At 56.0% G+C, this 24,897-nt stretch carries 21 protein-coding genes and 2 pseudogenes; 15 read left to right on the forward strand and 8 right to left on the reverse strand.

What is annotated here, in order from left to right:
- Window positions 1–2: 2 nt before the first annotated feature.
- The 7 genes from RHM65_RS00510 to edd all read right to left on the reverse strand — a co-directional run bounded on the left by RHM65_RS00510 (window position 3) and on the right by edd (window position 8,474).
- On the reverse strand, window positions 3–848 hold the full coding sequence (locus RHM65_RS00510) for a carbohydrate ABC transporter permease (protein ID WP_322167891.1): 846 nt from the start codon (window positions 846–848) through the stop codon (window positions 3–5).
- Complete coding sequence (locus RHM65_RS00515; RefSeq protein WP_322167890.1) at window positions 841–1,749, reverse strand: sugar ABC transporter permease; 909 nt, start codon at window positions 1,747–1,749, stop codon at window positions 841–843. The genes RHM65_RS00510 and RHM65_RS00515 overlap by 8 nt, the downstream gene beginning before the upstream one ends.
- Before the next feature lie 127 nt (window positions 1,750–1,876).
- Window positions 1,877–3,163 (reverse strand): ABC transporter substrate-binding protein, encoded by a 1,287-nt coding sequence (locus tag RHM65_RS00520; RefSeq protein WP_322167889.1) that lies wholly within the window; start codon window positions 3,161–3,163, stop codon window positions 1,877–1,879.
- 280 nt (window positions 3,164–3,443) lie between these two features.
- Window positions 3,444–4,907: an ATP-binding protein gene (locus RHM65_RS00525; protein ID WP_322167888.1), complete on the reverse strand. Its 1,464-nt coding sequence runs from the start codon at window positions 4,905–4,907 to the stop codon at window positions 3,444–3,446.
- Window positions 4,897–5,634, reverse strand: a complete 738-nt coding sequence (locus RHM65_RS00530; protein ID WP_322167887.1) for a response regulator transcription factor — start codon at window positions 5,632–5,634, stop codon at window positions 4,897–4,899. The genes RHM65_RS00525 and RHM65_RS00530 overlap by 11 nt, the downstream gene beginning before the upstream one ends.
- Window positions 5,635–5,688: 54 nt before the next feature.
- Window positions 5,689–6,651 (reverse strand): glucokinase, encoded by a 963-nt coding sequence (locus RHM65_RS00535; RefSeq protein ID WP_322167886.1) that lies wholly within the window; start codon window positions 6,649–6,651, stop codon window positions 5,689–5,691.
- Complete coding sequence (gene edd / locus RHM65_RS00540) at window positions 6,648–8,474, reverse strand: phosphogluconate dehydratase (protein ID WP_322167885.1); 1,827 nt, start codon at window positions 8,472–8,474, stop codon at window positions 6,648–6,650. Before edd ends, RHM65_RS00535 begins: the two co-directional genes overlap by 4 nt.
- Window positions 8,475–8,695: 221 nt before the next feature.
- Between edd and gap the strand changes: the two genes are divergently transcribed.
- The 10 genes and pseudogenes from gap to RHM65_RS00590 all read left to right on the forward strand — a co-directional run.
- The gene (gene gap / locus RHM65_RS00545; protein WP_322167884.1) at window positions 8,696–9,697 is read left to right on the forward strand and encodes a type I glyceraldehyde-3-phosphate dehydrogenase; all 1,002 of its coding nucleotides are present in this window, start codon (window positions 8,696–8,698) and stop codon (window positions 9,695–9,697) included.
- Window positions 9,698–9,984: 287 nt separating this feature from the next.
- Window positions 9,985–10,392: a YbaN family protein gene (locus RHM65_RS00550; RefSeq protein ID WP_322167883.1), complete on the forward strand. Its 408-nt coding sequence runs from the start codon at window positions 9,985–9,987 to the stop codon at window positions 10,390–10,392.
- Between the two features lie 316 nt (window positions 10,393–10,708).
- On the forward strand, window positions 10,709–12,136 hold the full coding sequence (gene arcD / locus RHM65_RS00555) for an arginine-ornithine antiporter (RefSeq protein WP_322167882.1): 1,428 nt from the start codon (window positions 10,709–10,711) through the stop codon (window positions 12,134–12,136).
- Window positions 12,137–12,169: 33 nt separating this feature from the next.
- On the forward strand, window positions 12,170–13,426 hold the full coding sequence (arcA, locus tag RHM65_RS00560; protein WP_322167881.1) for an arginine deiminase: 1,257 nt from the start codon (window positions 12,170–12,172) through the stop codon (window positions 13,424–13,426).
- Window positions 13,427–13,455: 29 nt separating this feature from the next.
- The gene (locus RHM65_RS00565; RefSeq protein WP_322167880.1) at window positions 13,456–14,463 is read left to right on the forward strand and encodes an ornithine carbamoyltransferase; all 1,008 of its coding nucleotides are present in this window, start codon (window positions 13,456–13,458) and stop codon (window positions 14,461–14,463) included.
- Between the two features lie 173 nt (window positions 14,464–14,636).
- Window positions 14,637–15,566, forward strand: coding sequence for a carbamate kinase (gene arcC / locus RHM65_RS00570; protein WP_322167879.1), 930 nt, complete (start codon window positions 14,637–14,639; stop codon window positions 15,564–15,566).
- 60 nt (window positions 15,567–15,626) lie between these two features.
- Entirely contained in the window at window positions 15,627–15,983 is a 357-nt protein-coding gene (locus tag RHM65_RS00575; protein WP_322167878.1) for a DUF5064 family protein, read from the forward strand.
- Window positions 15,984–16,110: 127 nt separating this feature from the next.
- Window positions 16,111–17,619: a sigma-54-dependent transcriptional regulator gene (locus tag RHM65_RS00580; protein WP_322167877.1), complete on the forward strand. Its 1,509-nt coding sequence runs from the start codon at window positions 16,111–16,113 to the stop codon at window positions 17,617–17,619.
- Between the two features lie 33 nt (window positions 17,620–17,652).
- Window positions 17,653–17,826 (forward strand): annotated as a pseudogene (locus tag RHM65_RS00585) (MFS transporter); the annotation flags it as partial.
- A gap of 117 nt (window positions 17,827–17,943) precedes the next feature.
- Window positions 17,944–18,120 (forward strand): annotated as a pseudogene (locus RHM65_RS00590) (outer membrane porin, OprD family); the annotation flags it as partial.
- Between the two features lie 41 nt (window positions 18,121–18,161).
- Here RHM65_RS00590 and RHM65_RS00595 read toward each other — a convergent pair.
- A complete protein-coding gene (locus tag RHM65_RS00595) occupies window positions 18,162–19,130 on the reverse strand; it encodes a LysR family transcriptional regulator (RefSeq protein ID WP_322167876.1) in 969 nt (322 codons plus the stop codon).
- A 265-nt stretch (window positions 19,131–19,395) separates the two neighbouring features.
- Here RHM65_RS00595 and RHM65_RS00600 point away from each other — a divergent pair, with 265 nt between their 5' ends.
- The 5 genes from RHM65_RS00600 to lysA all read left to right on the forward strand — a co-directional run bounded on the left by RHM65_RS00600 (window position 19,396) and on the right by lysA (window position 24,827).
- Window positions 19,396–20,694: a SidA/IucD/PvdA family monooxygenase gene (locus RHM65_RS00600; protein ID WP_322167875.1), complete on the forward strand. Its 1,299-nt coding sequence runs from the start codon at window positions 19,396–19,398 to the stop codon at window positions 20,692–20,694.
- A complete protein-coding gene (locus RHM65_RS00605) occupies window positions 20,691–21,863 on the forward strand; it encodes an MFS transporter (protein ID WP_322167874.1) in 1,173 nt (390 codons plus the stop codon). The genes RHM65_RS00600 and RHM65_RS00605 overlap by 4 nt, the downstream gene beginning before the upstream one ends.
- Before the next feature lie 105 nt (window positions 21,864–21,968).
- A complete protein-coding gene (locus RHM65_RS00610; protein WP_322167873.1) occupies window positions 21,969–23,198 on the forward strand; it encodes an ATP-grasp domain-containing protein in 1,230 nt (409 codons plus the stop codon).
- Between the two features lie 4 nt (window positions 23,199–23,202).
- The gene (locus tag RHM65_RS00615) at window positions 23,203–23,577 is read left to right on the forward strand and encodes a cupin domain-containing protein (RefSeq protein ID WP_322167872.1); all 375 of its coding nucleotides are present in this window, start codon (window positions 23,203–23,205) and stop codon (window positions 23,575–23,577) included.
- Window positions 23,578–23,591: 14 nt separating this feature from the next.
- Window positions 23,592–24,827, forward strand: a complete 1,236-nt coding sequence (gene lysA / locus RHM65_RS00620) for a diaminopimelate decarboxylase (RefSeq protein WP_322167871.1) — start codon at window positions 23,592–23,594, stop codon at window positions 24,825–24,827.
- Window positions 24,828–24,897: the final 70 nt, after the last annotated feature.

Genomic DNA, 24,897 nt, shown 5'->3' on the forward strand with positions numbered 1-24,897 from the left:
CCTTACCCCTTGACCGCGCCGGCCGTCAGGCCACGCACGAAATACTTGCCAGCGACGATGTACACCAACAGCGTTGGCAGGCCGGCGATCATCGCAGCGGCCATATCGACGTTATATTCCTTGGCGCCGGTGCTGGTGTTGACCAGGTTATTCAGCGCCACGGTGATCGGTTGCGAATCGCCGCTGGAGAACACCACACCAAACAGGAAGTCATTCCAGATTTGAGTGGATTGCCAGATCAGGCAGACCATGATGATCGGCGTCGACATCGGCAGGATGATCTTCATGAAAATAGTAAAAAAACCGGCGCCGTCAAGCCGCGCGGCCTTGACCAGCGCATCCGGGATGCTCACGTAGTAGTTGCGGAAGAACAGCGTGGTGAAGGCCAGGCCATAGACGATGTGTACGATCACCAGCCCAGTGGTGGTGCTGGCCAGGCCCATTTTCCCGAGGGTAAAGGACGCCGGCAGCAGTACGGTCTGGAATGGCAGAAAGCAACCGAACAGCAATAAGCCGAAAAACAATTGCGAACCGCGAAAGCGCCACATCGACAGTACGTAACCGTTCAGCGCACCAATGGCCGTAGAGATCAACACCGCCGGAACGGTGATTTTGATCGAGTTCCAGAAATAGCCATCCACAGTCGCCCAGGCTTTGACCCAGCCAATGGCAGTCACCACGGTTGGCCAACTCAACAAGTTGCCGTTACTGATGTCTTCTGGTGTTTTGAAGCTGGTCAGCAACATCACTACCAAAGGCACCAGGTACAGCAAACATGCAAAAATCAGGACCGCGTGAATCGCGATCCTGCTAAGACTCAGAGATGGTTTATTCGCCAGACTACTCATCGCGCTTGGCCCTCAATTCGGAATACAGATAAGGCACCACGATGGCGAGAATCGCCCCGAGCATCAGCATCGCACTGGCAGAGCCCATGCCCATTTGGCCGCGACTGAACGTGAACGAATACATAAACATCGCTGGCAGGTCAGAGGAATAACCGGGACCACCGGCGGTCATCGCGGCTACCAGGTCAAAGCTCTTGATAGCGATGTGCGCCAGGATCATCACGGCGCTGAAGAACACCGGACGCAGGCTTGGCAGAACGACTTTCAGGTAGATGTGCGGCAAGCTGGCGCCATCAATCTGCGCAGCCCGAATGATCGATTGATCGACGCCGCGTAATCCGGCGAGGAACATCGCCATGATGAAGCCCGACGCCTGCCAGACCGCTGCAATGACCAGGCAATAAACCACGCGATTCGGATCAACCAACCAGTCCAGCCGAAAGCCTTCCCAACCCCAGTCCCGCAGCATTTTATCCAGGCCCATGCCGGGATTGAGCAGCCATTTCCAAGCGGTACCGGTGACGATCATCGAGAGCGCCATCGGGTAAAGATAAATAGTGCGAATAAACCCTTCACGGCGAATGCGCTGATCAAGGAATACCGCCAACACAACGCCAACCACCAGACTAATGGCAATGAACATGCTGCCAAATACAGCCAGGTTTTTACTCGCAACCCACCAGCGATCGTTATCGAACAGGCGCGCGTACTGAGCCAATCCGGCCCATGTATAGGAAGGCAGAAAGGTAGAGGTGGTGAACGACAACACAAACGTCCACAGGATATAACCGTAAAAGCCGACCAATACGACGAACATGCTCGGCGCCAGCACCAACTTCGGTAACCAGCGTTGAAGCACGTCGAGCGGCGAGGCTTTGCTGATCACAGCGACAGAACTCATCGAAAAACCCACGTCAGACACATCAATTCCAGTTCGCAGCCGGGCCTGAAACCAAACTCGGTTTCATCAGCACGAACTGCGGCTGGGGTTAACCGCTGGCGAACCAGCGGTGGTTGGATTCAACAGCTTATTTGGCCGATTTGATTGCAGACGCCAATTGGGTCGCTGCTTTCGCAGGATCGGCTTTAGGGTCATTGATGTAGTTGGTGACCACATCGAAAATCGCGCCTTGTACAGCCAGCGTAGTCGCCATGTTGTGCGCCATGCTCGGCTGCAGACCGCCGGTTTTCGCGTCAGCCAGGAAGTCTTTGGCGGCCGTTTGGGCACAAGAGTCAAAACCGTACTTGCTCATGTCGTTCAGCATGTCGAGACGAACCGGGATTGAGCCTTTGTTGATGCTGAAGACTTTCTGGAAGTTTTCACCCAACGCGACCTTCGCCAAGTCCTGTTGAGCTGCAGTTGTGCCCTTGTCCTTTTGCTTGAACATGGCAAGGGAATCGATGTTGTAGGTGAAGGAATGCTCGGTGCCGGGGAACGGAACGCACTGATAATCCTTGCCCGCGACCTTATGCGCCGCCGTCCATTCACTTTTGGCCCAGTCGCCCATCATCTGCATACCGGCCTTGCCATTGATAACGTCGGCAGCCGCGAGGTTCCAGTCACGGCCCGCACGGTTAGGGTCCATGTAGGTGGCGACTTTCTTCAGTTCAGTGAAAGACTTGACCATTGCCGGGCCGGTGAGGGTTGCCGGGTCGAGATCGACGAACGCTTTCTTGAAGCCATCAGCACCCATGACCGAGAGCACGACGTCTTCAAAAACGGTGCTGTCCTGCCATGGTTGACCACCGTGAGCCAAGGCGATGAAGCCGGCAGCCTTGAGCTTGTCACCGGCGGCGTAGAATTCTTCGAGGGTGGTAGGGGCTTTAGCGATACCGGCTTTCTTGAAGACTTCGGGGTTGATCCACAGCCAATTCACACGGTGAATGTTCACCGGAACGGCCACGTAGTTACCTTCGTACTTCACTGTGTCGGACACTTTCTTGTCCAGCAGGCTGTCCCATTTCTCTTCTTTGGCCACGTCTTTCAGGACGTCGGTATCCAGTAACCCGGTAGAGGCCCACTCCTGAATATCCGGGCCCTTGATCTGGGCAGCGCCCGGCGGATTACCGGCGACCGCGCGACTTTTCAGCACAGTCATGGCAGTGGAACCGCCACCACCCGCCACAGCGCCGTCTTTCCAGGTGAAACCATCTTTTTCAACTTGGGCTTTCAACACATCGACCGCAGCTTTTTCGCCACCAGAGGTCCACCAATGCACCACTTCAACGGTACCTTTGGAATCAGCAGCTTGAGCACTCAGAGGGAACAACGAGGCGAGAGAAATGACGACGGCGAGGCGGGAAATTGAATTCATCTGATTACCTTTTCTTGTTGTTATGCATGAGCAAGTCTGGTGCTTGCGCTGCATGGATTCTAACCAAGGGATTAGGCAACACCGTAACGAAGGGACGCGCAATGGTCACAGAGTGGTTACATTCATACTAAATGGTACAAGCCGGTCTATAGGGGGCTCGCGGGAGACGCCGAAGATTCTGTGGGACCGAATTCATTCGGGAAGCGGTCAATCAGACGGATCGCGTCAAACCATTCGCGAATGAATCCGCTCCCACAGAATTCAGGGAAGCAGATATTGATCAATCAACCGTCCGAGGTAAGCGCAACGTTACCCGCAGGCCGCCTTCGCGCAGGTTTTGCAGGCTGACTTCACCGCCATGGCTGTGGGCGATGTTGCGGGCGATACCCAATCCCAGCCCATAGCCTTGCTGTTGCTTGCCGGCTAAACGGAAGTGCGGTTCGAATACTTGTTCAAGGCGTTGCTCCGGTACACCGGGGCCTTCGTCGTCGACGTGCAGGACAAACGCATTGATGTCGTCGGTCACGTGCAGGTGCGCCCTTTGTCCGTACTTGAGGGCGTTGTCGATCAGGTTACCCATGCAACGCTTGAGCGCCAGCGGTTTGCCCAAGAACAGTGCACCCGCTTGACCCTGCTGGGTCACGCGGCCATTACCGGCCGGCGAGACGTAGGGTTCGACCAAGCAATCCAACACATGATTGAGGTCCACCGGTTCGATGTTTTCGTGAATATCGGTGTCTTTCACGCATTGCAGGGCGCCTTTGACCAGCAGTTCCAGCTCATCAAGGTCTCGGCTGAACTTAGCCTGAACACTTTCGTCTTCCAGCAGTTCAACCCGTAACCGCAGTCGAGTAATAGGCGTTCGCAAGTCATGGGAAATGGCGCTGAACAATTGGCTACGTTCGGACAGGTAACGGCTGATGCGTTCGCGCATGGCGTTGAATGCCCGGCTGACTTCAACCACTTCACTGCCGCCGCCCTCGATAACCGGCTCGACCACCGTCCCCAATGACATCTCCCGCGCAGCCCGTGCCAACCGTTTGAGTGGCCGACTCTGCCAATGCACCAACAGGCCAATAAACAGCAGCAGAAAACTACTGGTCAACCCAATGAACCACACCTGCTGCGTCGGCAGATTCTGTTCTTCGAGCGTGGTATAGGGTTCGGGCAACAACGACGCGATGTACAGCCATTCGCCGGGTGACAACTCGATTTGCGTGACCAGCACCGGCGGATTGATCGGCTCCAGGCTCAACGCGTAATGCGCCCACGAACGGGGCAATTCATCGAGTTTAAGCCCGCCGTTGAAAATCCTTAGATCTTCAGGTCGTACAAAGGTCACCGAAATCGTCGGCTCGCTGCCCAAATGTTGCCGCAGCACTTCTTCGACGGCGGTCAACACCGCGTCCTTACGCGGCGTGGGACCAAGGACTTCCATTTCCAGGGGTTTATCGTTGAGGGAGACGACAAATCGGGTGCCGCCCATGCTACGCAGTTGATCAAGCACCAGCGGGCGATAGGCAACCGGCAGCGAACGAAAGTAACTGACGCTGGCGGCCATGGAGTGGGCGAGGCTGCGCGCACTGGTGATCAGGCCTTCCATTTGCGTCGCGCGCAACTGCGAGACCCAAATGACACTGGACAGCCCTTGCGCCAACAACACCACCAGCAACGTCAGCAGCAACATGCGACCGAGCAGCGAGCGTGGCATCGGAAAACGCCAGCGCTTGGTGTCAGTAGCCATTGCTGGCCTGAAAGGTCACGTTCGCCGCCAACAAATACCCGCTGCCGCGCACGGTGCGGATCAGACGCGGCGCTTTGCCGGTATCGCGCAAGCGCTGACGCAGACGACTCACCGCCATGTCGACGATACGCTCCAGCGGCATCAACTCGCGGCCACGGGTGGCATTGCCGATGGTGTCGCGATCAAGAATTTGTTGCGGGTTATCCAGGAACAATTTGAGCAGCGCAAAATCTGCCCCGGAGAGGATGACTTCTTCACCGTCACGGTGAAACAGTCGATGGCTGACCATGTCCAACCGCCAGTCATCGAACACCAACACGTCGCCGCTGACCCGTTCATGACCAAACTGCGCGCGGCGCAATAACGCCTTGATGCGCGCCTGCAATTCACGCGGGCTGAACGGCTTACCCAGATAGTCATCGGCGCCCAATTCCAGACCGATCACCCGGTCGGCTTCGTCGGAACTGGCGGTAAGCATAATGATGGGGACTTGGGCATAGCGCGGATGTTGCCGCACCCAACGGCACAGGCTGAAGCCGTCTTCGTCGGGCAGCATCACATCGAGGATGACCAGATCGCTGGGCTCATCGTTGAGCGCCTGGCGAAAACTGGCACCATCGCCAACGGTGCGCACAACAAAGCCACAACGACTCAAATAGGTTTGCAGCAATTCACAAATTTCCTGGTCGTCGTCGACCAGCAAAATTGATTTACTGACTGAACTCACGAGGGCGTCCTTGTTATCAATGAAACCTGTTTCTTATAGTTGAGGCCGGGTGAGTTAAACCTGACCAAATGCTTGCTGCAATGCTACTCCGGCACCCATAAGCCCTGGATACTCAGCTGTTACCAGCCACACCGGTACGCCCTTGAAGTAGTCCTTCATCAAACCCTTTTCAGCGAACGATCGGGCAAAACCACTGGCCATGAAAAAATCAGAGAAGCGCGGTATGACACCACCGCAGATGTAGACACCGCCGCGCCCCCCAACGGTCAATACATTATTGCCCGCCACGCGACCCAACCAGCAACAGAACTGTTCCAGCACCGCAGCCGCTATCGGATCGCCTGCCACGGCCGCCGAGGTAATAGCCGCCGGTGACTTGAGCGTGGGTTCGAGGTTATCCAGCGAGCAGCTTGTTTTATAAAGCAATAACAGACCCGCACCGCTGAGTATGGTTTCAGCACTGACGTGTTCGTGTTCGGTCATCAACCGCGCCCAGATCTGCGCTTCCCGAGGGGTACCCAGCGGAAGATCGACGTGCCCTCCTTCACCTGGCAATGCCAACCAGTGGTTATCCGCCAGACCGATCAACGTGCCGACGCCTAATCCGGTTCCGGGGCCGATCACTACCCGGGGACGCCCCTCTTCCGGTATGCCGTGGCACACCGTCAGGTACTCGTCGTCTTTCAAGCGGGTCATGCCCAGCGCCATCGCGGTGAAGTCGTTAACCATCAGCAGGTTATCGACCTTGAGATGAGCGCAGAATTCCGAACGGCTGATGCGCCAGTGGCTGTTGGTGAAATGAAATTCGTCGCCGCCCACCGGTCCGGCAACGGCCAGGCAGACGGAGCCGACTTCACCCGGATGCAGGTCCAAGTCCTCGAGGTAAACCTCAAGGGCCTTTTCCGGGCTGGCGTAATCAATGGTCGGGAACACCCGGACCGAATGCAACGTATCGTCTTCCCAGATGGCAAAACGCGCATTAGTGCCGCCGATATCACCCACCAAAGCCAATTTCACTTAAGCGTCTCCAGACTTGAGGTAAAGGCGCTTGCCCCTTGCTCTGCCGAGCTAAAGGCCATGCGCATGAAGCCAAACAATTCGCGTCCACACCCGACACCGTTGTCGAGCAGACCGATTGCAGGTTCTCGGGCGGCCAGTTCTGCCGGATCCACCAGAACGTGCAATGTACCCTTAACGCCGTCGAGACGGATAATGTCTCCGTCACGAATCAGCGCCAGCGGTCCGCCGTCGAACGCTTCAGGGCAGACGTGGATCGCTGCCGGGATCTTACCGGACGCGCCGGACATACGCCCGTCAGTGACCAATGCCACTTTGAAACCTCGGTCCTGCAGCACACCAAGGAACGGCGTCATTTTGTGCAGTTCTGGCATGCCGTTGGAGCGCGGCCCCTGGAACCGCATAACCGCAATGAAATCACGTTCCAACTGGCCGGCCTTGAATGCGTCCGCCAAGTCTTGCTGATCCTGAAACACCAGCGCTGGCGCTTCGACGATTTGATGTTCAGCGGCGACCGCAGACACTTTCATCACCCCCCGGCCGAGGTTACCTTCCATCACGCGCAAGCCGCCCTCGGCGGAGAAAGGCCGAGCGACTGGACGCAAAATGTCTTGATCGAGGCTTTCGATCGGTCCGTCGCGCCATACCAGCGTGCCATTTTCGAGGAACGGCTCCTTGGTGTAACGGCTAAGGCCGAACCCGGCGACGGTGTTGACGTTTTCGTGCAACAAACCGGCTTCCAGCAATTCACGGATCAGGAACGACATTCCACCGGCCGCCTGGAAGTGGTTGATATCCGCTTTACCGTTTGGATAAACGTGGGTCAGGGTCGGCACCACGTCTGACAAATCGGCCATGTCTTGCCAGGTCAAAATAATCCCGGCGGCCATGGCGATGGCGGGCATGTGCAGCGTGTGATTGGTCGAGCCGCCCGTCGCGTGCAGCGCCACAATCGAGTTCACCAGCGAGCGCTCGTCGACAATTTCGCCCAGCGGCATGAACTGCCCGCTTTGCTTGGTCAACCGAGTGACTTGGTGCGCCGCTTCGCGGGTCAGTGCATCGCGTAACGGGGTGTAGGGATTGACGAAGGATGCGCCCGGCAAATGCAGGCCCATGACTTCCATCAGCAATTGGTTGGTATTGGCGGTGCCGTAAAAGGTGCAGGTGCCAGGGCTGTGGTACGACTTCATCTCCGTTTCCAACAGCTCTTCGCGGGTAGCTTTACCCTCTGCATAGCGCTGGCGAACGTCGGCTTTTTCCTTGTTGGATATGCCCGACGGCATCGGACCGCCCGGTACGAACAAGGTGGGTAGATGACCAAAGCGCAAAGCGCCCATCAACAAGCCCGGCACGATTTTGTCGCAAATTCCGAGGCACAGTGTGGCGTCGAACATGTTGTGCGACAGCGCGATGGCTGTCGACATGGCGATCACTTCACGGCTGGCAATGCCCAGCTCCATGCCCGGTTCGCCCTGGGTAACGCCATCGCACATGGCGGGAACCCCGCCGGCGAACTGACCCACCGAGCCGATTTCGCGCAGGGCTTGTTTGATCTGCTCCGGGTAATGCTGGTACGGCTGGTGCGCCGAAAGCATGTCGTTGTAAGACGAAACGATGGCCACGTTGGCGGCGTTCATCATTTTCAGGCTTTGTTTGTCTTCGGTGCCGCAACCGGCCACGCCGTGGGCGAAGTTGGCACATTGCAGTTTGCCGCGCATTGGGCCATCGCTGGCCGCGCCACGGATCATGTGCAGATAGCGCTCACGTGTCGCACGACTACGGGCTATTAGCCGCTCAGTTACCTCAAGAACGCGGGGATGCATGTGATGAACTCCAGGCTAGCGGATAGGTGACCCGTTCAGATGATTCCAATTTTCGGTCGTCAGGCCTAGGCTGAGCAAAGGCACGATTTCGAACAACTGTACTGGGCTTACGGGTTACTCGTTGTAGATAAAACAAAATATTGCCATTAAAAAGGCTTGTTTTCTATTTTTATGCGAATAATCTTGTAATTCCAACAACAAATTTCAGAGAGGACGGCTGTATGACGCTTCGTATCGCAATCAATGGCTTTGGCCGCATTGGCCGCAATGTCCTACGCGCACTCTATACCCAAGGCTACCGGCAAGACTTGCAGGTCGTCGCCATCAACGATTTGGGCGACAGCGCGATCAACGCGCATCTGCTGCAATTGGACACCGTACACGGTCATTTCGGCGGCACCGTCGAGTTCGACGACGAAAGCCTGACCGTCAATGGTGACCGAATTGCGGTCAGTTCCATCCGCAACCCGGCCGATTTGCCGTGGAAAGCTCAGAACATCGATGTTGTATTTGAATGCACTGGTTTGTTCACCGACCGCAACAAAGCCGCCGCGCATATCACCGCCGGCGCTCGTAAAGTGATTATCTCCGCACCAGCCAAAGGCGCCGATGCCACCGTGGTTTACGGCGTTAACCACGACGTGCTGCGTCAATCGCATCAGATTATTTCCAATGCGTCGTGCACCACTAACTGCCTGGCGCCAGTGGCCCAAGTGCTCCACCGCGAGCTGGGCATTGAAAACGGTTTGATGACCACGATTCATGCGTACACCAACGATCAAAACCTGACTGACGTTTATCACACCGACCCGTACCGTGCGCGCTCTGCGACGCACAACATGATCCCGAGTAAAACTGGCGCGGCTGAAGCCGTGGGCTTGGTGCTTCCGGAACTGGCGGGCAAATTGACGGGCATGTCGGTGCGGGTACCGGTGATCAACGTCTCGTTGGTGGACCTGACCGTGCAGCTTAAGCGGGAAACCACTGCCGACGAAGTCAACGAGATCTTCAAGGAAGCCAGCCGCCACTCGAAAGTGCTCGGCTACAACACACTGCCGTTGGTCTCCAGCGATTTCAACCACAACCCGCTGTCGTCGATCTTCGATGCCAATCACACCAAGGTCAGTGGCAAACTGCTGAAGGTATTGGCCTGGTATGACAACGAATGGGGGTTCTCAAACCGTATGCTGGACAACTGCCTGGCGCTGCACAACGCAGAGTAAACATGCCGAGCGACGGGGCTGACAGGTAACACAAGATGTTAGATAACGGTTTGACCGCATGCAGCGGATGACGCAGTGTCATCCGCTGTTTTTCTTGGTCAGGTATTCCCGTGAGTCAGTTTCGCTTTAACGAAATCTTCCGTTCCCAACGCACGGTGTTACGGCCAAGAACACGCTTTGACGTGTAACAGGCTTACGCCACCGCCCTTCCGGTTGAAACTGCTTGAACCCGGCATGCCCGGCCAGCCCTGTTAAACTGCTTGGGTTGTTAAATGGACAGACGCCCCATGACCCTTTCGACCAAACCTCACACAGCAATGGGCTCAAAAACCGCCCGCGTGCTGTTCGGTATTCTTGCGTACGTCAGCTTGACGATCGGCTTGATCGCCATTGTCGTGCCCGGTTTGCCCACCACCGAGTTCATCCTGCTGGCCGCCTGGGCTGCCACAAAAAGCTCACCCCGGTTAAGCGCTTGGCTGGAAAACCATCGATTGTTCGGTCCGATGCTGAGCAACTGGCGCAACGGTCGCCTGATTGCCCGCCGCGCCAAAATCAGCGCCACCGTCAGCATGTTGGTCTGCGCCGTGGCGATGCTGACCCTGCTTGAACACCGTTGGCCGCTGTTCCTCGCCCTCGGCGGCATGAGCCTTGGCAACCTCTGGATCTGGTCAAGGCCCGAACCGGTTCCTCTGTAGGAGCCAACGTGTTGGCGAAGGTCCTTCGGACCTTATCGCAGCCTTCGGCAGCTACAGAATCTGTGAATCGCCCACATCTGTGGGACCGAATTTATTCGGGAAGGCTTCAGTCCTGACACCCTGCAACCTCAAACCACACAAAGTGCCACACAGTTTGCTGCGCGACAGCGCGGCGTCGAAGACGTGGCGGATTCTCCTACAGACCTAGCCAGCGACAAATTGTCACGGCAATAGCGTAACTCCTTGATCTGGGTCATCTGCCGTCAAATCGATTGAACTACCGTTGTGAATTCCTTCTCCTGGATGGAGCTGTGCGATGTCTGATTCTCCTGGCAAACTTCGACTCGGCGCGCTAGTCGCCTTGGTAGTGGGATCGATGATCGGCGGGGGAATATTCTCGCTGCCGCAAAACATGGCGGCCAGCGCCGATGTCGGGGCCATTTTGATCGGTTGGGCCATCACCGCCGTGGGCATGTTGACCCTCGCGTTCGTATTTCAGACCTTGGCCAACCGCAAGCCGACCCTTGACGGCGGGGTCTACGCTTACGCCAAAGCCGGCTTCGGCGACTACATGGGTTTCTCCTCGGCCTGGGGCTACTGGATCAGCGCCTGGCTGGGCAACGTCGGTTACTTCGTACTGCTATTTAGCACCCTCGGTTATTTCTTCCCGATTTTCGGTCAAGGCAACACACCGGCCGCGATAGTCGGTGCGTCGATTTTGCTGTGGGCGGTGCATTTCCTTGTCCTGCGTGGGATCAAGGAAGCCGCGTTCATCAACCTGGTCACCACCGTCGCCAAGGTTGTGCCTCTGTTGCTGTTCGTGCTGATCGCGGTCTTCGCGTTCAAGCTGGACATTTTCACCGCTGACATTTGGGGCATCAAGAACCCGGACCTGGGCAGCGTGATGAACCAGGTGCGCAACATGATGCTGGTCACCGTTTGGGTGTTTATCGGCATTGAAGGCGCGAGCATCTTCTCCGCCCGTGCCGAAAAGCGCTCGGACGTGGGCAAGGCCACCATCATTGGTTTCATCACCGTGCTGCTGTTTCTAGTGTTCGTGAACGTGCTGTCGCTGGGCATCATGACTCAGCCAGAATTGGCCAAACTGCAGAACCCGTCGATGGCTGCCGTGCTGGAGCACGTGGTTGGGCACTGGGGCGCCGTGTTGATCAGCGTTGGCTTGATCATCTCCCTGCTCGGGGCCCTGCTGTCGTGGGTGTTGCTGTGTGCGGAAATCATGTTCGCCGCGGCCAAAGACCACACCATGCCGGCCTTCCTCAAGCGTGAAAACGCCAACCACGTACCGGCCAATGCGCTGTGGCTGACCAATGCCATGGTTCAGGTGTTCCTGATCATCACCTTGTTCTCTGCCAGCACGTACCTGTCACTGATCTACCTCGCAACTTCAATGATATTGATCCCTTACTTGTGGTCCGCGGCCTATGCCGTGCTGCTGGCGGTGCGTGGCGAGACCTACGAAAAAGCCTTGGCCGAACGCAAGAAAGACCTGTTTATCGCTGCCGTTGCGCTGATCTACGCGGTCTGGCTGATCTATGCCGGCGGCGTGAAATACCTGCTGCTCTCGGCCCTGCTCTATGCCCCCGGCGTTATTTTGTTTGCCAAAGCCAAACGCGAAGTCGGCCAACCGGTTTTTACCAACCTGGAGAAAGTGATTTTTGCCGTCGTCGTGGTCGGGGCGCTGGTAGCTGCCTATGGTCTCTACGCCGGTTTCCTGACCCTGTAACACCCCTACTCATGTCATTGGAGGAGTACAGAAATGTCCGCTGAACCCGTCAAACTTGGCGTCCACTCTGAAGTAGGAAAGCTAAAAAAGGTCTTGGTTTGTTCACCCGGCCTCGCCCACCAACGCCTGACCCCCAATAACTGCGATGAACTGCTGTTCGATGACGTGCTGTGGGTCAATCAGGCCAAGCGTGACCATTTTGATTTCGTCACCAAAATGCGTGAACGCGGCGTCGATGTGCTGGAAATGCACAACCTGCTGAGCGATATCGTGGCAACTCCCGAAGCCCTCGACTGGATTCTGGAGCGCAAGATCAGTGCGAATTCCGTTGGCATCGGTTTAATCAACGAGACCAACGCCTGGCTGCGCAGCCTGGAGCCGCGCAAGATCGCCGAATACCTGATTGGCGGCGTGTCCGCTGATGACCTGCCCAGCGACTTCGGCGGCAAGACCCTGGAGATATTTCGCGACTTTCTAGGCCATGCCAGCTTCATTCTGCCGCCGCTGCCAAACACCATCTTCACCCGTGACACCACCTGCTGGATCTACGGCGGCGTCACGTTGAACCCTATGCATTGGCCTGCGCGCCGACAGGAAACCCTGCTCGCCAGCGCTATCTACAAATTTCACGCCGAGTTCGTCAACGCTGACTTCCGTATCTGGTACGGCGACCCGGACGAAGACCACGGCAGCGCCAGCCTTGAGGGCGGCGACGTGATGCCCATCGGCAACGGTGTGGTGTTGATCGGCATGGGCGAGCGCTCCTCGCATCAGGCCATCGGCCAACTGGCGCGCAACCTGTTCAAGTACAACGCGGTAGAACGCGTAATCGTCGCCGGGCTGCCAAAATCCCGCGCCGCGATGCACCTGGACACCGTGTTCAGTTTCTGCGACCGCGACCTGGTCACGATTTTCCCGGACGTGGTCAATCAAATCGTCGCCTTCACCCTGCGCCCTGACGAAAGCAAACCGGGCGGCATCGACATCCGTCGCGAAGACACCCACTTTCTCGACACCGTGGCCGCAGCGCTTAACCTCAAAACCCTGCGCGTGGTGGAAACCGGCGGCAACAGCTTCGCCGCCGAGCGCGAGCAGTGGGACGACGGCAACAACGTTGTCGCCTTGGAGCCGGGCGTGGTCATCGGGTACGACCGCAATACCTACACCAACACCCTGCTGCGCAAGGCTGGTGTCGAAGTCATCACCATCAGTGCCAGCGAATTGGGCCGAGGTCGCGGCGGCGGCCATTGCATGACCTGCCCAATCGCTCGTGATTCCGTTAGTTACTGATTTTTGCCCACTACAAGGGAGAGTTGAACATGGCTTTTAATATGCGTAACCGCAGCCTGCTGAGTTTGATGCACCACACCACCCGTGAGCTGCACTACTTGCTCGACCTGTCCCGCGACCTCAAGCGCGCGAAGTACACCGGCACCGAACAGCAGCATCTAAAAGGCAAAAACATTGCGCTGATCTTCGAAAAAACCTCAACCCGCACCCGTTGCGCATTTGAAGTAGCCGCTCACGATCAAGGCGCACACGTCACCTACATCGACCCGGTGTCGTCGCAAATTGGCCACAAAGAAAGCATGAAAGACACCGCCCGCGTTCTTGGCCGGATGTTCGACGCCATTGAATACCGTGGCTTTGAGCAGGAAATCGTCGAAGAGCTGGCCAAGTTTGCCGGCGTGCCAATTTTCAATGGCTTGACCGCTGAGTTTCACCCGACACAAATGATCGCCGACACCATGACCATGCGCGAACACAGCGACAAACCGCTGCACGACATCAGCTACGCCTACCTGGGCGATGCGCGCTACAACATGGGCAATTCGCTGTTGATGATCGGCGCCAAGCTGGGCATGGACGTGCGTATCGGCGCACCCAAAGCGCTGTGGCCGCATGAAGATTTCATCGCCCAATGCAAAGTCTTCGCCGAAGAAAGCGGCGCACGCATCACCATTACCGAAGACCCGAAAGAAGCGGTCAAAGGCGTCGATTTCATTCACACCGATATTTGGGTGTCCATGGGCGAGCCGGTGGAAGCCTGGGACGAGCGCATCGAGCAATTGCTGCCGTACCAGGTCAACAGCGCGATGATGAAAGCGGCGGGCAACCCTCGGGTAAAATTCATGCATTGCCTGCCTGCGTTTCATAACAGCGAAACCAAAGTCGGCAAAGACATTGCCAGCCGTTATCCGAACCTGGCCAACGGCGTTGAAGTGACCGAAGACGTCTTCGAATCCCCGGCCAATATCGCCTTCGAGCAAGCGGAAAACCGCATGCACACGATCAAGGCGATCTTGGTGGCGGCATTGGCTGGCTGATTCAACATCATCGGCGCATGAAAATCGGATTCTCAGGCAAGCCTGCTCCCACAGTGTCGGGAACCACCGATAGGGGTGTGCCAAACACCGAGTCGGGAAACACCGCAATCTGTGGGAGCAGGCTTGCCTGCGAAGAATTCGACGGGCATTCATTTTAGAAAGGAAAAACCATCATGCGTATCGTCGTTGCTCTGGGCGGTAACGCCCTGCTCCGCCGTGGCGAGCCAATGACGGCTGACAATCAGCGGATCAATATCCGCATCGCCGCCGAACAGATCGCCAAAATTTCCCCCAACAATGAACTGGTCGTCGCCCACGGCAATGGTCCGCAAGTCGGGCTGTTGTCCTTGCAGGCGGCAGCCTACACCTCGGTTTCGCCGTACCCGCTGGACGTACTCGGGGCAGAAACCGAGGGCATGATCGGCTACATGATCGAACAGGAATTGGGCAATCTGCTGCCCATTGAAACACCCTTCGCTACCCTACTGACCCAAGTCGAAGTCGATGGCAACGACCCGGCGTTTCAGCACCCAAGCAAGCCCATCGGTCCGGTCTATTCAAAAGAAGAAGCCGAGCGTCTGGCTCAGGAAAAAGGCTGGAGCATTGCACCGGATGGCGACAAATACCGTCGAGTGGTGGCCAGCCCAAGGCCCAAGCGCATCTTCGAAATTCGCCCGATCAAATGGCTGCTGGAGAAAGGCAGCATCGTGATTTGCGCCGGCGGTGGCGGCATTCCGACAATGTATGGCGAAGACGGCAAGCTCAAAGGCGTGGAAGCCGTGATCGATAAAGACCTGTGCTCGGCCTTGCTGGCGGAGCAACTGGACTGCGATTTGCTAGTGATTGCCACTGACGTTGATTCAGCGTTTATCGACTGGGGTAAGCCGACGCAAAAGGCCATCGCCCAGGCTCATCCCGACGACATGGAAAAACTGGGCTTTGCCGCAGGCTCGATGGGGCCTAAAGTGCAGGCTGCCTGCGAATTCGCGCGCAACACCGGAAAAGAGGCCGTGATCGGTTCGCTGGCGGACATCGAAGACATCGTCAACGGTTATGCCGGAACCCGGATCAGCACCGCCAGCCAAGGCATTCACTATCGGTGAACCTGGGAAGCGACCATGTGGTCTATTCCTACACTTTTGTACCGTAAAGGAGCAACGCACATGTACGAGCCAGGTCATTTGTATATCACTCGCGCTGCGCTGCAACCCAATGACTTCGGGTATGACATCCATATCCACTACGAAGTGCATCAAGACCCAAAAGACGGCGCTTACATGCATTTCTCCATGGTCGGCGATGTCAACGGCGACGCGTTCGAAGATACGTTTGATCTGCCGCGTGACAGCGCTTTTAACTTCGCCAGCGTGGCCAACAAGATCGCAATCAAACACGGCTTGCCGCACACCGCGACCCTGCCGCTGGCGATGCACAAGCAATACGACGAGATGTTCGAAGACGTCCGGGCAAAGCTCGCCATTAAATCGGGCGAGCCGGTGAATCCTGAGCATTTGAAGTAATGTTCAAATCCTTTCGCCAACACGTCGACTCTGTAGGAGTCAACGTGTTAGCGAAGCGTCCGCCACGCCACCACTCTGTTTACTGGCATAATTGCCGCCCTCGCCGCCCGGAACATTCAGCCGCCCCATGCGTATCCACGTCTGCTTCATCGACCGCGTTGGCATTACCCAGGAAGTGCTGGCAATTCTCGGCGGGCGCAATCTGAATCTGGACGCGGTGGAGATGGTTCCGCCGAACGTGTATATCGACGCCCCCACCCTCAGCCCGCAAGTGCTGGAAGAATTGAAAGACCGACTGTTTCGCGTGCGCGGGGTCGAAGCGATCACTGTGGTCGATATCCTTCCCGGCCAACGTCGGCACCTGCAACTCGATGCCCTGCTCGCCGCCATGACCGACCCGGTGTTGGCGCTGGACAGCAACGGCCGGGTACTGCTCGCCAACCCGGCATTGATCGCGCTGTGTGGCCGGGAGCCTGCGGGTGAATCAGTCGCTGAGCTGTTCGCCGATCCCGGTCTGCACACGGCCTTGCTGGAAAACGGTTTTCGCCTGCCATTGCGCGAAGTCACGCTTAATGGCGAGGCATTGCTGCTGGACGCTACGCCCATCACTGACGCCGGTGCGCTGCTGACGCTGTACCTGCCGAGCCGCATCGGTGAACGCCTGGCCGCGCTGCACCACGATCACTCCGAGGGTTTCGATTCGTTGTTGGGTGAATCGCTACCTATACGCACCTTGAAAACCCGAGCGTTGCGCGTCGCGGTGCTGGATGCTCCGCTGCTGATCCAAGGCGAGACCGGCACCGGCAAAGAGTTGGTGGCCCGTGCCTGTCACGCCATCAGCGCCCGCCATGCGGCCCCGTTTCTGGCGCTCAACTGCGCTGCGCTGCCGGAAAACCTCGCCGAGAGCGAACTCTTCGGTTATGCCCCCGGCGCCTTCACGGGCGCCCAACGCGGCGGCAAACCGGGGCTAATGGAAATGGCTAACCACGGCACGGTGTTTCTCGATGAAATCGGCGAAATGTCGCCGTACCTGCAAGCCAAGCTGCTGCGGTTTTTGAACGACGGCAGCTTCCGGCGCGTCGGTGGCGACCGGGAAGTGAAGGTCAACGTACGGATCCTCAGCGCCACCCACCGCGACTTGGAAAAGATGGTCAGCGAAGGCACCTTTCGCGAGGACCTGTTTTATCGACTGAACGTCCTTAACCTCGAAGTGCCGCCGCTGCGTGAACGCGGCCAGGACATTTTGCTGCTGGCCCGCTATTTCATGGAACAGGCCTGTGCGCAGATTCAACGACCGGTCTGCCGCCTGACACCAGGCACTTATCCTGCACTGCTGAGCAATCGCTGGCCGGGCAACGTGCGCCAGTTGCAAAACGTGATTTTCCGCGCGGCAGCCATTTGCGAAAGTTCCCTGGTTGACATCGGTGACCTAGACATTGCCGGCACCTCGGTCGCACGCCAGGCCGACGGAGAAGTCGCCAGCCTGGAACAAGCTGTCGAAGACTTCGAAAAAACCTTGCTGGAAAAACTCTACGTCAGCTACCCCTCGACCCGCCAACTCGCCAGCCGCCTGCAAACTTCCCACACCGCCATCGCCCACAGGCTGCGCAAGTATGGGATTTCCGGGAAGGGCTAACCCGATATTTGAGCATCACCCAATCCCGGTGGCGGCGTTTTGGTGACACACGTTTGTTACGGTCCACTGCTTGTGGTGCTGGCAATTTTTGACATCGTCGCGGCGATTATCGTTTGGACAGTTGCTCGGGAAATCACTTCGGGCGCAGGGCCTCAAACCCACAACGTGGCGGGTTCCGATCAAGGTTCGGCTTTACCTTCGGCTTAAGTATTTTGCTCGAACTAATGCGTTGTTGGTTCGAGCATTTAACTTACAACAGCTTTGACGCACCTCACTCAAGCCAACAGCCCGGCTTCACCCAAGGCCTGATCGGGGGTTGGTGTTGATACTCAGATGATCTTCGGCCTGCACCTCGATGGCGGTCCAGAACATCACCCAGGTACAGGCAACGCATTCTGGCCGAGCGACAGCGACAACTCGGCGCAGGACGACTTGGCGCGTGGCGACGCAAACGTCAAACCGCGCATGTCAACATTGCAACTCCACAAGCACTGGAATTAACTTCAGCACTTTTTATGGGGATCGAGCCTATTTCTTCTACATCACTCTAGTAACGTATGAAGTTTCTGGTGCAACTCGCCGGCGCTCAACTTCAACTCATCAATGAAGGCCGAAGCGACTGACGTCTGCGGCCGATGTAGCGATGTGATGAGGTTGACGGAAAACGGTATAGAAATCGCGAACCGTCGTAAGCACACAGCCTGATCTGTAAAACTCAAGGCCGTTAGCGGATTGATGATACCTACCCCGACGTTTTGCTGGACGAAAAAGCAGACGGCCGCTGCGCTGTGGGTTTCTATGACGGTGCGACATTTGACACGCGCGTCAGCAAGTATCCTGTCGAAGATGATCCGGTAAGGGTCCTGACCCGCGAGGCTGACCATGTTGACGCCGGACAGATCCAAAGGCGTAATCACCTTTTTGCTGCACAGCGGATGACTCGATGGCAGCACGCACACTTCATCGCCTGTAAATATGTTTTCACATCGAGTGCCTGGCGGCGTTTCGCTGTTTTCAGTCAACCCCAAATCATACTGTTGGGCGGTCATCCACTCCTCGAGCAGCGGGGACTCCTGCGGGGTGATGTTGATATTCACTTCAGGGAACGTATTGATGAATCGACCACACACATAGGGCAACAGGCTCTGCGAAAAAGCAGGCAAGCATGCGATCGTGAGACTGGTCCGGGAATTCTTGATCGATTGCGCCGCATTGTGGATGCGTTCGAGCCCGTAATAGGAGGTTTTCACTTCCTCGAACAAGCTCAGCCCCTGAGCGGTTGGCTGCAACCGCGCCTGTGTTCGTTCAAACAGTTTGAGCCCGAGGACATGTTCAAATCGAGCGATTTCACGGCTGACGGTTGGTTGTGAGGTTTTCAACAACACCGCGGCCTTGGTCACGCTGCCGGTGGTCATTATCGCCCAGAATATTTCGACTTGCCTGAAACTGAATCTCACTCTTTTCCCCAAGGCAGATACGGCCAGAATCCATTGAGAAGCGGCAGCGAGCATAGCATGCCGAGCCGTTTAAGCCTTGCTCAAGGTATATCAAAAATGAAAGGTCTCTAAAAAAAAATGATATTTTGAATGTAGAGATCACATAATTACACTGGCCCGACAAACAAACCTCCACCACTCTGCTGCCTTCATATGTGCGATGGGGTGCCTTTTATTCAACGGCGCCGATAGGTCATCGATAGTCTGCAAGGGCGAGCAGGAGGCGGATCAAGCTTGCCAATGGATTAACTGGAATCGCCCCAATGTGAGGGGGCAACTTATGGATATGCATGATTTGGTCGGCATTGGTTTTGGTCCTTCGCATATTGGCTTGGCGGTCTCGCTTTATGAAGATTATAAAGAAGAGACTGAAGGCAAAAAAATAATGTTTTTTGAAGCCAAGAATAAACATGGCTGGCATCATCCGATGATGTTACCCAATACCAAGATGCAAATTTCTTTTATGAAAGATCTTTGTTTTTTGCGCAATCCGAAAAGCCATTTTACATTTGTAAACTATTTACATGAACATCGTCGGCTGGGTTCTTTCGCCAACTTGAGGGACTTCAATCCAAGTCGCAAGGAATTTGATGATTACCTGCGCTGGGTTGCCGGACACTTTAATCATATAACGTGTTACTCATCATCGGTTCAATCGGTTCTGCCGGTCACGGAAGATGATCAAGTCGTCGCTCTTGATGTAACCGTCAATGACACGCTGACCGGCACCATACAGGTCGTCAGGACGCAAAATCTCGCTATCGCTATCGGCGGTGAACCGGCAATGCCGGTCGCGTGCGCCAGTCCGCACGTCTTCCACTCCTCGCAGTTGCTAGAAAAGCTGTCGGAATACGATGAAAGCAAACGCTATCGTTTTCTGGTGGTGGGTTGCGGGCAGAGTGCGGCGGAGATCTATAAGTACCTGATCAGCCATTACCGCCATGCAGATGTGCGGGTGGCGAGCAGTGGCATCGGGTTCAAGCAAGCCGATGACAGTGAATACGTAAATGAAGTTTTTGATAACGAAATGATCGACCGGATTTATTACCTCGATCCGGATAATCGCGAGGCTCTGATCCGAAAACACTTCGACACGAACTACTCGGTGGCCGATCTGGCGATTATTCAAGGCCTTTATCGTGAAGAATATGAAGCCATGATTGGCGGGGATGCCGATCGCTTCGGAATGCTCAAGTTCAAACGGCTCACCCATGTGGTCGAGCACAATAATGCATTGGCTGTCACATTAGTTTCGACGCTCGACGGTGAGCGTCAGGAACTTGAAGTAGATGTTGTTATCTGCGCTACCGGTTACAGCCGCAAGAACAACTTGGCGCTGCTGGATTCCCTCAAGTCTTATTGGGCAGATGCCGCACACATACCGCGCTTGAGCCGTCATTACGCCTTGCAGATGACTGACAACTTTAAACCTAACATTTATATCCAGGGCATGTCGGAACATACCCATGGTCTGAGCGATACATTGCTTTCGGTTATTTCCCGGCGCTCCCATGAAGTCGGCGGGGAAATCGCCAATACGCTGAGCATCAAGGTCTCGCAGGGAGCAATGGCGCCATGAAAATGACCAGAGAGCTAATCGTGTTTTTAGTGTGCTCCACGGTTTACCGGTTGTTTTCCGGTGCACTGCTGGTTTCCCTGACATGGACCATTCTCAATCAGAATGAAGGCGGCTATTTGCCGCTGGCACTCGCGATTTTTTGTTCATTTATTCCGGCGTTTGTTACTCCGATGATGATCAAGCGCCTATCGACCCGAATGAACGGACGCCAGATGAGCAGCTGGTTCCTGGTATGTCTCGCAAGTCTGAGCCTGGTTGCCGGGGGGTGCCGTGATATCACGGTCGGGCTGCTCATCGCCAATCTGTTTGTGTGGCTGATATTCATGTTGCTGGAAGCCAGTCTGGACATGTGGTTTACCCAAGTTCAGCGTGGCATGGATGAAGCGACAGTCAGGCGCATCAGCGGTGCGACGACCGCCACCAGCCAAGCTGCGCTGATGATAGGCCCGTTGTTGGCGGCAGGCCTGATGCCGATTCTGACCGGCATGGGATTTTCAATTCTTCTGGGCGTCAGCTTCTTGCTCGTCGCTGCGGTTTGCTACACCCGAAATAGCGCTGACGTGATTGAAGCCCGGGAGGGAAGTACCTTGGCGGCTCCAGCGAAGCTTCCACGGAGCTTGTTCATTGCGATGGTGTTGATCTGGCCAATCCTCGGAGCATTTAACTTCATGCTTCCGGTGTACGTGTCGATCCATGGCTGGGCGCTGTTTGAGCTAGGTGTGCTGGACGCCGTATTCGGCATGGGCATGGCGTTGATCGGTGTGCTGATCATTTTGAGCAATACCGGCCATAACCTGTTGTTTTTTTTGTCCGGGCTGATAGCACTTGCCGTCGCTGCCGCTTTGGTGTGGTTCCTGATGCCCGATACGCTTGTCCTCAAGGCGCTGAGCCTGCTGATTCTGGGCATGGCTTTTGGCGGCGCCCGGGTGCACATCCGCGCTGCGATTGCCTATCGCTACAGTGAGGCGGCCGTCGGCCTTTGTGTCAGCAGAGCGAATGCGCTGGCTACGCCTGTGTTGTTGCTGATTCTGAGTCTGCAACTGGCAGTGATCGAAACTGCGTGGCTCATACCGTTCCTGATGATCACGTTATCCATCGCGCTGTTGCTGCAGACCTCAGCGACTCGTTTCGTCCAAGGGCAGTCGAACACCACATCCGTCGGCGCCTGATAAGAGCCGTAACCTATTTACGTAAAAGTTCGAGGATTCGATATGACGTCATCCAATAGCTACGCCTTGTTGATCGGCGCCGACTTGCCCATGAGGGAGCGGGCCGTGCTGTGTACCGCGCGTGCGCTGGGCATGGCCGTTGTGGTGCTGGCCTATCCTGGAGAGGTTCTAGCCCAGCGGCGCAGGCCAGCAGCCAGCCTGGCTGACGACTACATAGTCAGTCCATACCTGCTGGATCCGGTGCGAGCGCTAGAGGCGGTCAAACACTATGAACGCAAGACCGGTCTCACACCGGCGGCTGTCATTCCAGTCAACGATTTCGTTCTAGAAGCTGGCTCTGCGATAGCAAGGCAATACGCAATACCATTCCACAGTGACGCGGTGATACTGCGCTGCCGCGATAAGTTACTGATGAAGACTGAACTGGCAAAAGCCGGACTAAATATCGCGCCGACTCTAGCGGTCAATGAAGGTGTTGCCAACTACGTCTTCAAAGACCAGGAAAAGGTAATTTTCAAACCCAGTGTCTTTGGTGGCAGTGGCGGAGTGCGTCTGGTGAGTAACCCGCAAGAATTGCAAGTGGCGATTAATGACGCTGCAAAGCTGTTGCACAAGTACAAGGACATTCTTTACATCGATCCTGAGCGGATTCACTTGGAAGCCTTTCTCGACAGTGAACTTGAAGTCTCCGTCGAAGTTTATTGCAGGCCTGACGAGTGTAAGGCGGCGGCCGTCACCCACAAGCAACTGTCGCCGCGTCCGTTTTTTGCTGAAATGGGCCACATCGTTCCCTATGCAGGGTTTGATTACGACGCTTTGTGCATGACCGCCGAAAAAGCGTGCCGGGCGCTGGGTATCGAACGTGGCGTATCTCATGTCGAGATCAAGATCGTTGATGGCGTGCCTTTCATTATTGAGGTAGGCGCCCGGCCCGCAGGCGATCGCATCATCGACTTGGTCTATCGCTCGTTGGGCATTGATCTTTATGCTCTGCACGCAAAGAGCTATTGCGACATCTGGGACGACATGCCCCTGATCAAACGTCGGGGGACCGCTGCCGTCGCGTTCCTGAAAACTGCACCTGGAATGATTACCCGTATTAATCCAATTGCACTGCCCGAGGGTGTGCACGAACTCAGTCTTTACAAAGGTGTCGGAGATGTTTCCGACAGGGACGCACAGAACTTCGAAACCCGTGAAGGCCATGTGGAGTGGTTTTGGCCGATCGAGTATCAGGACAAACCTGACTTCATGTTGCAAACGGCCAGGCTCGCAGCCGACCTGTTTGAAATCGAGCAAACTGAACCCGGTCCTGCCCCCTCCTTCACGAGATAAACGTATGTTCGACAATCGCCACATTCTTTCGCTAGCCAACCCGGCCATGGAATTGATCGAATACGCAACACCACCGGAAAAGTGCACGCAGGGTCGTCCTGTGCAAACTTTTCACAAGCAGTTCGAGAGCGCTGACCGGTTGTTCTCGGTAGGGATCTGGGAATGCAGCGTGGGCAGTTTTACGGTGAGCTTCACCGGGCACGAATTCGCTAGTCTGCTGGAGGGGCGGATCATGATCGAAGACGAGCAGGGCACTCAGGTGTTGTTTTTACCCGGCATGCAACTGGTCTTTCCCGCCGGTTACAAGGGCGAATGGAATGTGCTCGAACCGTCCCGAAAAGCTTATGTCTGGTACGAGCTAAGCCCTCCGGCTCTTTGAACGGGTGCCTCACTTTGAACAACATCAACGATTCACTGATCAACCAACTGGCACACGAGTTCGGCACGCCGTTCTGGCTGTATGACGCCGATTCCATTCGTCGCCGGACCGCGCAATTGCGAGCATTCGACGTGATTCGCTATGCGCAGAAAGCCAGCCCGAACATTCAGATACTCAAATTAATGAAAAGTCTGGGCGCCATGGTCGACGCAGTGTCACTGGGCGAAATTGAACGAGCCCACAGAGCCGGATTTCGCAACGATGAGGGTCACGCCCAAATCGTTTACACCTGTGATGTCCTGGACGAAGCGACGCTGGAACGGGTGATCGAACTGAACATTCCGGTCAACGCCGGCTCACCGCAAATGCTGGAGCAACTGGGCAAGGCGAGTCCCGGGCATAAAGTCTGGTTGCGGATAAACCCAGGATTCGGTCACGGCCATAGCCGCAAAACCAATACTGGGGGCCAACACAGCAAGCACGGCAACTGGCATGAAAACCTGGATGTGTGCTACCAACTGATCGAAACCTACGGTCTGGAGTTGGTAGGGCTGCACATGCACATCGGCTCCGGCGTCGATTACGAGCATCTGCAACGTGTCTGCGCGAGTATGGTCGAGCACGTGCTGCGTTGCCCGTTCGATATTTCGGCGATCTCGGCGGGGGGCGGATTGCCAATCGCCTATCGCGACGATGATCCGCAGATCGACATCGACGAGTACTTCCGGATCTGGGATCTGGCGCGCTGCCAAATTGAAGAGCATCTTGGGCATTCGGTGACGCTGGAGATCGAACCGGGGCGCCTTCTGGTCGCTGAATCCGGGTACCTGGTGACTCAGGTCAGGGCTAAAAAGGATGTTGGGATTAATCATTTTGTGCTCGTGAACTCCGGTTTCAACGATTTGATACGGCCGGCCATGTATGGCAGTTTTCACCAAATCACCGCTATTCAAAAAGTCCCTGTGTCTGATCGGGGGTTGTGGCGCAACACCGTGGTGGCTGGTTCGTTGTGCGAGGCTGGCGATGTGTTCACTCAGCAGAGCAACGGCGCAATCGATTACCAATTGCTGCCGGATCTGCAGGTGGATGATTTGCTGGTTTTCCATGATTGCGGCGCATACGGTGCGAGCATGTCATCCAATTACAACACCCGACCGTTAATCCCGGAGTTATTGCTGGATGGCGACTCGGTCAGGGTTATTCGTCGTCGTCAGACTTTCGACGAGTTACTTTCGCTAGAAACAATTTAAATCAATAAGTACGGATGAAGGGTGCAGACATAAGTCTGCATTCAGGGTTTCGTGTGCCCGGTGATCCGCA

It is taken from the genome of Pseudomonas sp. CCI4.2 (genome assembly GCF_034350045.1).
Taxonomy (GTDB): domain Bacteria; phylum Pseudomonadota; class Gammaproteobacteria; order Pseudomonadales; family Pseudomonadaceae; genus Aquipseudomonas.

Coding starts and splice junctions, on each gene's coding strand:
- RHM65_RS00510 (WP_322167891.1), bottom strand. CDS start 848: ATGAGTAGTCTGGCGAATAAACCATCTCTGAGTCTTAGCAGGATCGCG.
- RHM65_RS00515 (WP_322167890.1), bottom strand. CDS start 1,749: ATGAGTTCTGTCGCTGTGATCAGCAAAGCCTCGCCGCTCGACGTGCTT.
- RHM65_RS00520 (WP_322167889.1), bottom strand. CDS start 3,163: ATGAATTCAATTTCCCGCCTCGCCGTCGTCATTTCTCTCGCCTCGTTG.
- RHM65_RS00525 (WP_322167888.1), bottom strand. CDS start 4,907: ATGGCTACTGACACCAAGCGCTGGCGTTTTCCGATGCCACGCTCGCTG.
- edd (WP_322167885.1), bottom strand. CDS start 8,474: ATGCATCCCCGCGTTCTTGAGGTAACTGAGCGGCTAATAGCCCGTAGT.
- gap (WP_322167884.1), top strand. CDS start 8,696: ATGACGCTTCGTATCGCAATCAATGGCTTTGGCCGCATTGGCCGCAAT.
- RHM65_RS00550 (WP_322167883.1), top strand. CDS start 9,985: ATGACCCTTTCGACCAAACCTCACACAGCAATGGGCTCAAAAACCGCC.
- arcD (WP_322167882.1), top strand. CDS start 10,709: ATGTCTGATTCTCCTGGCAAACTTCGACTCGGCGCGCTAGTCGCCTTG.
- arcA (WP_322167881.1), top strand. CDS start 12,170: ATGTCCGCTGAACCCGTCAAACTTGGCGTCCACTCTGAAGTAGGAAAG.
- RHM65_RS00565 (WP_322167880.1), top strand. CDS start 13,456: ATGGCTTTTAATATGCGTAACCGCAGCCTGCTGAGTTTGATGCACCAC.
- arcC (WP_322167879.1), top strand. CDS start 14,637: ATGCGTATCGTCGTTGCTCTGGGCGGTAACGCCCTGCTCCGCCGTGGC.
- RHM65_RS00575 (WP_322167878.1), top strand. CDS start 15,627: ATGTACGAGCCAGGTCATTTGTATATCACTCGCGCTGCGCTGCAACCC.
- RHM65_RS00580 (WP_322167877.1), top strand. CDS start 16,111: ATGCGTATCCACGTCTGCTTCATCGACCGCGTTGGCATTACCCAGGAA.
- RHM65_RS00595 (WP_322167876.1), bottom strand. CDS start 19,130: ATGCTCGCTGCCGCTTCTCAATGGATTCTGGCCGTATCTGCCTTGGGG.
- RHM65_RS00600 (WP_322167875.1), top strand. CDS start 19,396: ATGGATATGCATGATTTGGTCGGCATTGGTTTTGGTCCTTCGCATATT.
- RHM65_RS00605 (WP_322167874.1), top strand. CDS start 20,691: ATGAAAATGACCAGAGAGCTAATCGTGTTTTTAGTGTGCTCCACGGTT.
- RHM65_RS00615 (WP_322167872.1), top strand. CDS start 23,203: ATGTTCGACAATCGCCACATTCTTTCGCTAGCCAACCCGGCCATGGAA.